11 protein-coding genes and 1 pseudogene are annotated in these 9,394 nt (G+C 70.3%); 1 reads left to right on the top strand and 11 read right to left on the bottom strand.

Annotated elements, in window-relative coordinates:
* Nucleotides 1-5: 5 nt before the first annotated feature.
* The 3 genes from L995_RS00805 to L995_RS00795 all read right to left on the bottom strand — a co-directional run bounded on the left by L995_RS00805 (nt 6) and on the right by L995_RS00795 (nt 1,914).
* Nucleotides 6-566 (bottom strand): DinB family protein, encoded by a 561-nt coding sequence (locus tag L995_RS00805; protein WP_016448419.1) that lies wholly within the window; start codon nt 564-566, stop codon nt 6-8.
* A gap of 22 nt (nt 567-588) precedes the next feature.
* Nucleotides 589-1,446: a PhzF family phenazine biosynthesis protein gene (locus tag L995_RS00800; RefSeq protein WP_047468196.1), complete on the bottom strand. Its 858-nt coding sequence runs from the start codon at nt 1,444-1,446 to the stop codon at nt 589-591.
* A gap of 63 nt (nt 1,447-1,509) precedes the next feature.
* Nucleotides 1,510-1,914 carry a VOC family protein gene (locus tag L995_RS00795; RefSeq protein WP_047468194.1) on the bottom strand — a complete coding sequence of 135 codons (405 nt, stop codon included), beginning with the start codon at nt 1,912-1,914 and terminating at the stop codon, nt 1,510-1,512.
* 69 nt (nt 1,915-1,983) lie between these two features.
* Here L995_RS00795 and L995_RS00790 point away from each other — a divergent pair, with 69 nt between their 5' ends.
* On the top strand, nt 1,984-3,351 hold the full coding sequence (locus L995_RS00790; RefSeq protein WP_016452725.1) for an aminotransferase-like domain-containing protein: 1,368 nt from the start codon (nt 1,984-1,986) through the stop codon (nt 3,349-3,351).
* Here the strand turns inward: L995_RS00790 and L995_RS00785 are convergent.
* The 8 genes and pseudogenes from L995_RS00785 to L995_RS00750 all read right to left on the bottom strand — a co-directional run.
* Nucleotides 3,335-3,775: a nuclear transport factor 2 family protein gene (locus tag L995_RS00785; protein WP_016448423.1), complete on the bottom strand. Its 441-nt coding sequence runs from the start codon at nt 3,773-3,775 to the stop codon at nt 3,335-3,337. The two genes, L995_RS00790 and L995_RS00785, sit on opposite strands and share 17 nt — an antisense overlap.
* A gap of 5 nt (nt 3,776-3,780) precedes the next feature.
* Nucleotides 3,781-4,572, bottom strand: a complete 792-nt coding sequence (locus L995_RS00780) for an SDR family NAD(P)-dependent oxidoreductase (protein ID WP_016448424.1) — start codon at nt 4,570-4,572, stop codon at nt 3,781-3,783.
* A 5-nt stretch (nt 4,573-4,577) separates the two neighbouring features.
* Nucleotides 4,578-5,138 (bottom strand): DUF3833 domain-containing protein, encoded by a 561-nt coding sequence (locus tag L995_RS00775; protein WP_016448425.1) that lies wholly within the window; start codon nt 5,136-5,138, stop codon nt 4,578-4,580.
* Nucleotides 5,135-6,415 (bottom strand): MFS transporter, encoded by a 1,281-nt coding sequence (locus L995_RS00770; RefSeq protein ID WP_047468189.1) that lies wholly within the window; start codon nt 6,413-6,415, stop codon nt 5,135-5,137. Before L995_RS00770 ends, L995_RS00775 begins: the two co-directional genes overlap by 4 nt.
* A gap of 17 nt (nt 6,416-6,432) precedes the next feature.
* Entirely contained in the window at nt 6,433-7,002 is a 570-nt protein-coding gene (locus L995_RS00765) for a chalcone isomerase family protein (RefSeq protein ID WP_016448427.1), read from the bottom strand.
* Nucleotides 7,003-7,019: 17 nt separating this feature from the next.
* A complete protein-coding gene (locus tag L995_RS00760; RefSeq protein WP_016448428.1) occupies nt 7,020-8,288 on the bottom strand; it encodes an SAM-dependent methyltransferase in 1,269 nt (422 codons plus the stop codon).
* Nucleotides 8,285-9,037: a DUF1365 domain-containing protein gene (locus tag L995_RS00755; protein ID WP_047468187.1), complete on the bottom strand. Its 753-nt coding sequence runs from the start codon at nt 9,035-9,037 to the stop codon at nt 8,285-8,287. The genes L995_RS00760 and L995_RS00755 overlap by 4 nt, the downstream gene beginning before the upstream one ends.
* Nucleotides 9,034-9,394 (bottom strand): annotated as a pseudogene (locus tag L995_RS00750) (NAD/FAD-binding protein); the annotation flags it as partial. The gene L995_RS00755 and the pseudogene L995_RS00750, both read right to left, overlap by 4 nt.

The following is a 9,394-nucleotide window of genomic DNA, read 5'->3' as shown; positions in this document are numbered from 1 at the left end:
CTGCCTCAACCGCAGGCCGGCTCGTCCACGCGGTAGCAGTCCCTGAGGAACACCGGCAGGTCGTTGGCCGGCGGCACGAAGGGCACCTGGTACATCATGTCGCTGACAAAGCCACGGTGGTAGCTGCCATGGTTCACCACATGCAGCACGATCTGCTCGCGCGTCATGGCGCCCTGCCCGCCGCCCACGAACTCGAAGTGCACGACCTTCGCCAGTTCCTCGTCCGGGCATGCGTCGACGAACTCCACATACCAGCGGTCCATTGCCTGCACGGATTCCCACAGCGCCTGCAGCGTGGGCGTGTGGTCGGTGTTGCGCATGGTGTAGCCATGCTTGCGGCCCTGCAGGTGGTGCCTGAAGATGTCCTCCACCACAAGGACGTGGTTCAGCGTGCGCACCATGTTGCCGAAGCTCGTGGGGCGCTGCTTCAAGGCCTCGCCTTCGGGCAGCTCCATCACGCTCTTGAAGGTCAGGCCGTTGGCCCAGGCCTTGTAGCGCACCAGCATTTTCAGGTTGGCCCTGGCCGATGAGACGGGAGCGCGCGGGCTCTCCTGGATCGCTGTCATTCGTGGGTTCCTTCGGTGTGGATCAAAGGCCGCGCAGTGCGCCTTCGACATGGGTGCGCGCCGTGCCGCCCACCCAGACCTGGCCCGTGCCGTCACGGGTCAGGAAGATGCGGCCGTCACGGCCCAGGCAGCGGCCCTGGGCGGCAACGTAGTCGCTGTCCATCACCCCCGTCGCAAACAGCCACTGCGCCAGCGAGGCGTTGAGGCTGCCGGTGACGGGGTCTTCGACGATGGCGCCCTGGTGATCGGAGAAGAAGGCGCGCACCTCGCAGGCGGCAGGGCTGGCACCGCCGACACCCCTGGCATAGGGCCCCACCACGCCCACGTCCATGCGCGTGGGCCACTGCCGGGCCGGGTCCAGCGCCAGCACCTGCTCGGCCGAGGCCAGGCGGATGCCCAGCCAGCCGGGGCCGTTGTCTATCCACGAGGCGGCCTGCACCTCTTCGGCGGTGATGCCCAGCATGCGCAGCGCGGCATCCAGCTCGTCGGCGGTGGGCGCGCCAAAGCGCAGCATGGGCGGCGCGGCGAATGCCAGCCGCCCATGCTCCTGCCGTATCTGCACCAGGCCCGCCCCGCACTCCTGGACGATGTGGCCTGCGTTCCTGGGCGCACCGCGCTGGGACAGCCAGGCATGGCAGCTGCCCAGCGTGGGATGGCCGGCAAAAGGCATCTCCCGGTCCAGCGTGAAAATCCTCACGCGGTAGTCGGCCTGCGCCTGCGTGGGCGGCAGCAGGAACGCGGTTTCGGAGAGGTTGAACCAGCGTGTCAGCTGCTGCATCTGTGTGGTGGTCAGCGCCTGCCCACCGGTGATCACGGCCAGCGGATTGCCGGACAGCGGGCCGCTGGCGAAAACGTCGACCATATGAACGGCAATGCTCATGAAGACAGTCCTTGTTGCATGGGAAGGAAAAGAAGGGGAAACGGACGGCGGTCCCGATCTGCGCTACGGCCGCACATCGGCGCGATGCACCACATGGACCTTGTTGCCGTCGGGGTCGCGCAGGTAGGCACCGTAGTAGCCATCGCCGTAATGAGGTCGCTGGCCGGGCGGGCCTTCGTCGCTTCCGCCACGCGCCAGGCCGGCGGCATGGGCCGCATCCACCGCCTCGGGCGACGGCGCCAGAAAGGCCGCCATGCTGCCGTTGCCCGCCGTGGCCGGCTCGCCGTTGAAGGGGCTGTAGACATAAAAGCGCGGCAAGGAAGCCTGCGGCGCCACCCAGCACAGCGCGGCCGGCCCGCCATCGGGCTGGACGGCGCGGCGCTGCAGTCCCAGCGGGGAAAGCACCGCGTCATAGAAGCGGCCGGCCCGCTCGAGATCACGGGCGCCGACGGTGATGTGGCTGAACATGGGGTGAACGTTACACTATCGATAAATGAAATAGTGTCACGGCACACTCTTTTTTTCCTTGCCCCGACCATGCTCCTGCCCTCCCCCTGGACACCCCGTCTTGCGCGCATTGAAGCCAGTGCCGCCGAGCGGCTGGCGCGCGCCCTGGCCGACGACATCGTCGAAGGCCGGCTGGCCGGCGGCGACCGCCTTCCCGCCCACAGAGACCTGGCCGACAGGCTGCAGATCGGCCTGGGCTCGGTGACCAGGGCCTATGCGCTGCTGGAGCGCCGGGGGCTGACGCGCAGCGTCAAGGGCCGGGGCACCTTCGTGGCCGCCCGGCGGACGCAGGGCGGCGAGGCCATCGACCTGTCCTCCAACGCGCCGCCGGCCGCCATCAGCGAACGCCTGCTGGCGCGCACGCTGACCGCGATTGCGCGCCGCATCGATGCCGATCACTTCAATTCCTACGCGCCGCCGGGCGGACATGCGGAGCATCGCCGCGTGCTCGCGCGCTGGCTGCAGACGCTGGGCCTGAACGTGGAACCCGGCCACATGGTGCTGACCAGCAGCGCGCGCCAGGCGCTGTCCCTGGCCCTGGACCTGGTCTGCCAGCCCCGGGGCCGGCTGCTGACCGAGCGCATCACCTACCCCGGCGCCATTGCCCTGGCCCGGCGCAAGGGCTGCGCCCTGCAGGGCCTGGCCATGGACGCGCAGGGCCTGCTGCCGCAGGCGCTGGCCGAGGCGCTGCACGGCATTCCCGCCGCCGAAGGCAAGGTGCTCTACCTCACCCCCACGCTGCACAACCCGACCACGGCCACCATGGGCGCGGAGCGCAGGCGGGCGATCGTGGATATCTGCCGGAACGCAGGCGCCTGGATCATCGAGGACGGCGTGTATGCCGCCTGCTCGCCAGATCACGCGCGCCTTGCGCACCTGGCGACCCTGGCGCCCGAGATCACCCTGCATGTGAACGGGCTGTCCAAGTCGCTGGGCCCGGGGCTGCAGGTGGGCACGCTGGTGCTGCCGCCAGCGCTGTGCGGCGCCGCGCTGGCGACGCTGCAGGAGCTGTCCATGGCGCCTTCGGCCCTGTCATGCGCCGTGGTCGATGAATGGCTGTCCCAGGGAGTGGTCGCCTCCCTGCAGGCCGACCTGCGCCATGAGGCACAGCGGCGCGTGCGGCTGGCCGCATCGCACCTTGCCCCACACCTGGGCGACAGCCGCCTGGTACTGCACCCCGAGGCCTACAACGCCTGGCTGCCCATGGAGCGCGAGGCCGCCGACCGCCTGGTGTCGGCCGCAGCGGCGCTGGGCGTGACGCTGACCGATCCGGGCTCGCTGATGGTGGAGCCGCACGACCGTGCCAGCGGGCTGCGCATCTGCCTGGGCGCCCCAGGCCTGGACGACCTGGACGGCGCCCTGGCGCAATTGGCCAGGCTGCTTACTGCGGAGCCCTGAGCTTGTTCTGCAGCGCCCTGGCCACGGCACCCAGCACGGGCACCTTGGCAAAGATTTCCTCCACCGGGTCCCAGAAATCGCGGTGCACTGCCACCAGTCCCTGCGCATCGAACTCCAGGTAGCTGGTGCCGCAGATGTGCATGGGCTGGCCCGATGCCCTGACAAAGCCCAGCTCCCACAGCAAAAAGCCGCTGTCCCCCTGCACCGCGCCCTGGCTGACGGCGAAGCGGGGCCGGTCCAGTTGCTCGAACATGTGGGCGAACACGCGCTGTATCGCTGCGTGGCCGCGCACATCGTTGAACGGGTCCTTGAACCGGGCCTGTTCCGCATAGAGGGCCAGCAGCGCCGGCAGGTTGTCGCGGCGCAGCGCCTCATAGGCCTGGGCCAGCCGGTCCAGTCGGGGATCGCCGAGGGCAGTGCTCATCGGTTTCAGGCTCCTGTGATGCGGCGAACCGCCGAGAAATACCAGGCATCGGGCAGGCAGCGCAGCAGCCGCACCCAGCGCGTGAAGCGGCGCGGAAAATTCATCTCGAAGCGCCCCTGTGCCCAGCCCTGCAGCATGTGCCGGGCGGCCTCGTCGGCACCGATCAGGGCCGGCATGCTGAAGCTGTTTTGCGCCGTCAGCGGCGTATCGACAAAGCCGGGGTTGATGATGGACACGCCCAGGCCCGGGCCGTGCAGGTCCAGGTAGAGGTTTTCTGCCAGGTTGTTGAGCGCCGCCTTGGTAGGACCGTAGGCCAGGGACATGGGCAGCCCGCGATAGCCTGCCACCGAGCCGACCAGGGCCAGATGCCCCTGGCCGGCCTCCAGCAGCATGGGCAGCACGGCATCGAGCAGGTGCAGCGCGCCGCCATAGTTCACGGCCAGGTGGCGCTGCATCTCGGCTAGGTCGAACTCGGTGGCGCGCTGGGGCCGGTAGTGGCCGGCGCAGTACACCACCAGGTCGGGCGCCCTGCCCACATGGGCCCGCACGGCACGGGCTGCCTGTGCCACGGCCTGGGCATCGGTCACGTCCAGCGGCAGGGCCAGGCAGCCTTCGCGGCCGCGCACGAAATCCTGCAGCGCACCGCCATGCCGCGCAGAGACAATCACGCGCGCGCCCTGGCCGTGCAGCGCTTCGGCCGTGGCGCGCCCTATGCCCGAGGAGGCGCCCAGAAGCCATGCCGAGCGGCCCTTCCAGTCGCGCAGCGGCGGGTTCAGCCGGCGGGATAACAGTGGCATGGCCATCACTCCTTGATGATGGCCAGCGTCACGTCGCCCAGGTGCAGGCCGAGCTTGCTCATGGCCGTGCGGTTGAGCAGGGTGCGCCCGTCCATCAGGTACATCCAGTCGTCCATGCTGACGTTCCAGACCCTTCCGTCCACGGGCAGGGCCAGCACGTAGCTCCAGCGGATGGCATTGCCCGCGCTCTGGCCCTGGGCCTCGCCCACCACGTCGTCGGCCCGGCCGCTGTAGCGGCCCTCGCCCAGGTGGCGGATATGCCAGATGCGCTGCTGCGTGCTGCCGTCGCTGTAGACGAAGTGCTCATCGAGCGTGCCCTCGTCGCCATTCCAGCGGCCCGTCATGCGCACGGTGAATCGCTTGACCACCTTGCCCGAGCGGTCCGTGAACATGCCGTGGGCCGTCAGCGGCCCGTTGAAGTACTGGCGCAGGTCCAGCGTCGGCTGCTCCTTGGCGTAGTCCTGCACGGAAGGACCGGCGCAGCCCGCCAGAGACAGCGCCAATGCCGCCCCCAGGCAGGCGCGCCGCAGTGGTGAAAACGAAGCGCAGTGGGTGATGTGGCTCATGTGTGCCTCCAGGAAGAATGCAGTCGCTCGGCGCGCCAAAGCAGCCCGGCCGCCGCCAGTTTGAGCAGGCAGGGCAGCCCGCCATAGGCCCAGGCCAGGGCCTGCAGGCCGGCCGGATCGGTGCTGCCGCTGCGGTAGCCCGCAACGGACAGCAGGGGCAGGGCCAGGCCCGCGGCCAGGGCCAGGTTGAGCTTGGTGGCGCAGGTCCACCACCCCAGGTAGCGGCCCTCGCCCTGGCCGCCCTGGCCGGACTCGTGGATCACGCCCGTGAGCAGTGCGCCCGGCAGGGCCAGATCCGCGCCCAGGGCCAGCCCGCTGGCCAGGCAGATCACGGCGAAGGCCAGGCCGTCACCCGTGCCCAGCCAGGGCGTGAAGCCGAAGGCCAGCACGCTGGCCAGCATGCCCGCGCGCCAGCTGGGCGCCAGGCCCCAGCGCGAGACGGCCTTCACCCACAGCGGCAGGCCCAGGGCCGCCGCGCCAAAAAAACACAGCAGCAGCAGGGGCTGCATCCCGGGCACCTGCAATCTGTCGGCCACGAAGAAGGGCAGCAAGGTGGCCGGAATGGCCGCGGCCACGCCGTTGACCATGAAGACGGCCAGCAGCCGGCGAAAGCCGGCATCCGCCCATGGTGAGATCCGAGAGGTGTCCGCCGTGGCCTGCTGCGGCAGCGCCACCGGAGCCTTGAGCCGGTACAGCCCCACCAGCCCCAGCGCCAGCCCCAGCGCCAGCACGGCGCTGGTGGTGTCGAACCCCAGCCAGGCCGGCAACACGCTGGCCAGCAGCACACCGCCCAGCGTAGCGCCCTCGCGCCAGGCCGTGACGCGGGCCCGCCAGGCGGGCTGCCCGCCCCAGCGCGTGCCCCAGGCCTGGTGGACGATGGTGACGAAGCTGTAGGCCAGCGTGCACACCAGCAGGCTGCAGGCCAGCCAGCCCAGCATGGCGGCCTGGGCACCGCGCGGCGGATGCCACAGCGCCCAGAAGCCCAGGACCATCAGCAGGCTGGCCAGTGCAGCCGCCCACCACGCTGGCCGCATGCCCCGGCGCAGCAGCCGGTCGGCCTGGCGGCCGATGGCGGGGTCCACCAGGGCATCGAAGGCACGCGTGGCCAGCAGCACCGCGCCCAGCCCCGCCAGCGGCGCACCGGCCACGCTGGCGTAGTGGTAGGGCAGGTTCACATACAGCGGCAGGGACACGAACGCCAGCGGCGCGGCCAGGCCGCCATAGGCCAGCCCTGTGCGCCAGGGCAGCAAGGGGGCGGCGGCAGGGTGCGAGGCCATGGCGTGGTCCCGGGCGCTCAGGATTGGCCCAGCAGCGAGCTGCGCATGGCAGGTGCCGAGGTCTGGGGCGCGAGCCAGATGCCGAAGAACAGGCGCGCATAGTCGGCATCGCGCAGCTGTGCAGTCTGGCGGCCGTTGTGGAAGAAGCGCACCTCGCCCTGGCCGTCGTTCAGGCCCAGCAGCCGGTCCTGGGCCGCCACATCGGGAAATGCCTGCTTCATCAGCGCCAGCCATTGGCGGGACTGCTCCTCGGTGAAGCCGTCGACCCTGCGCATTTCGGCGATGGAGCGCTCGGCGATGGCCGCGCCTTCGAGCTTGCGGTCATAGACCAGCTCCAGCGCGAACGGGTGGCGGGCGTAGTCTTCGGGCACAAAGCCCGGTGCGGCCCACAGCCGTGCCTCGTACACGCGCAGGCCGAAAAAGCGCAGCACGCCCGTGCCCACCAGGCGCGCGGCCGGCAGGGCGCTGCGCAGTTCGGCCGGAAGGTCGGCAGTCGGAGTCTTGGCGTGGAGTTCGTTGGGCATGGCGATCAGTGAAGGGACAAGGGCGCAGGCGGCGCCCCAGGCCAGCGCCTGGCGGCGCGGCATGTGACGTGGTGGCGATTTCATGGCAGGGGCCTGCGCAGCGTGAACTGGACGACATCGGTGTTGCCGGTGTCGAAGGCCGCCTCGCAGTAGGCGAGATAGAAGGTCCAGATGCGCACGAAGCGTTCGTCAAAGCCCTGGGCCCGCACGGCGTCGAGGTGGTGATCGAAGGCCTGGCGCCAGCGCCGCAGCGTCTCCGCATAGTCGCGGCCGAAGGCCATGCGGCGCTCCACCACCAGGCCGGCGCGCCGTGCCTCCTGCTCGAAGGCAGGAATGCTGGGCAGCAGCCCGCCCGGAAAGATGTACTGCTGGATGAAGTCGGTGGAGCGCAGATAGCGCGCGAACAGGTCCTCGCGCAGCGTGATGGTCTGTATGCAGGCCAGGCCCCCGGGCTTGAGGCAGTCGCGCAGCGTCTGGAAGTAGCCGCGCCAGTATTCGCGGCCCACGGCCTCGAACATCTCGATGGAGACGATGGCGTCGAAGGGCTCGCCCGCATGCCGTGCCGGCAGGTCGCGGTAGTCCTGGTAGCGCAGCTCCACGGCGTCGGCCAGGCCGGCCTGCCGCATGCGCTGCTGTCCCCAGGCCAGTTGCTCGCGCGACAGCGTCACGCCCGTGACCCGGGCGCCGAACTCCTGCGCCGCCGCCTCGGCCAGCCCGCCCCAGCCGCAGCCGATCTCCAGCAGGCGCTGGCCGGGCTGCAGCCGCACCTCGTCCAGCGTGCGCCTGAGCTTGGCCTGCTGGGCGTCCTGCAGGTCGGCGTGGCGCAGCGATTCACCCGTGCGCCCCTGGAACCAGGCGGCGCTGTAGCTCATGCCGGGGTCCAGCCACAGGCGGTAGAAATCGTTGCCCAGGTCGTAGTGGGCATGGATGTTCCTGGCGCTGCCGGCCCGCGTATTGCGCTGCAGCAGGTGGCGCAGGCGGTAGCCCAGCCGGCCCCACCAGCTGCCGTACACCAGGCTTTGCACATGGTCGCGGTTGGCCATGCACAGGCGCAGCAGGGCGGCCAGATCGGGGCTGTCCCATTCGCCGGCGATATAGCCTTCGGCCAGGCCGATGTCGCCCGATTTCAGGGTGCGCTCCAGCGCCCGCCAGTCGTGCAGCACGCAATGCGCGTCGGCAGCCCCCGACGGCGGACGGGGCAGGTGCAGCAGGCGGCCATCGGGCTGCTCCAGGTCCAGCTGCCCGTGGGGCAGGCGTTCGAGCAGGTTCAGCACACGGCGTGCCCGCGCAGGCGTGCGGCGCGGCGCTGCGGCGGTGGGGCTCAGCAGGGGGGCGGCGGTAGTGTTCATCTTGTGACGAAGCGCTTGGGCGCGGAGGGTTTGCCATGGAAAGGCACGCGCTTGGCCCAAAGGCGCAGCGCGTGCCAGTGGATGCGGGCGACCACGCCCAGCGTCATCAAAGGGGTGCCGAAGAAGGCGCGGCGCACGGCGGCGGCATCCAGCACCTGCAGCACGCCGCCCACGCTGGTCTGCAGCAGCGGGCCGTCCTCGTCATGCAGGTCCACGCGTGCCAGGGTGCGGTCTTCGCTGCGTTCGAAGCGGAAGCGGTACTCGCCGCGCACCTCGCAGAACGGCGAGACGTGGAATTGCTTGCGCGCCACCTGCTCGCGGCCCCAGGCCAGGTCCGGCCCCGCCAGCAGATAGGCATGGCGCTCGCCAAAGGTGTTGTTGACCTCGGCCAGCACGGCGGCCAGCGACCCGTCGGCGCGGTGCGCATACCAAAAGCTCACGGGCTTGAACACGTAGCCCAGCACGCGCGGAAAGGTGTGCAGCCAGACTTCGCCATCGGCGTCGGCTATGCCTTCGCTGTGCAGCAGCTGCTCGAACCAGGCCAGTGCGTCGCAGCCGCCCTCGCCGTGGTCGCTGTCATGGAAGCTCAGCCAGCCACGGCGGTTGCGCCTGAGCGCGGCGTCCGGCTGCGTGCGCAGGCTGCGCATGGGCAGCATGAGGAAATAGCCCGGGTAGCGGAAGGCATGCTCCACCGGCCGCAGGCGGCGGTGCCAGACATGGCCGAAGCCGATGAGCGGCCGGGCCGTCATGCAACCCCCTCGAAGGCCGCGCTGGCGGGCAGGACGGGCAAGGTCGGCAGGGCATGCAGCAGGCCGTCGGCCGCGACCAGGCCCGAGCGCAGGCCGTCCTCGTGGAAGCCGTAGCCGCACCATGCGCCGCAGAACCAGGTCCTGCGCTGGCCTTGCAGGGCATCCACCCGGCCCTGGGCCTCGATGGCGGCCAGGTCGAACACCGGGTGGCTGTACTCGATGCGCGCGTGGACCTGGCTGTCATCGATGGGGCGCACCGGGTTCAGCGACACCATCACGGGCTGCTGCCACGGCAGGGGCTGCAGGCGGTTGAGCAGGTAGTGCAGGCAGACGCCGGCCCGGTCTTTTCCGGGATCG

The sequence above is a fragment of the Delftia sp. ZNC0008 genome (genome assembly GCF_000799035.1).
In the GTDB taxonomy this organism is placed as follows: Bacteria; Pseudomonadota; Gammaproteobacteria; order Burkholderiales; family Burkholderiaceae_C; genus Comamonas; species Comamonas tsuruhatensis.
This window is presented reverse-complemented; position numbering and strand designations above follow the sequence as displayed.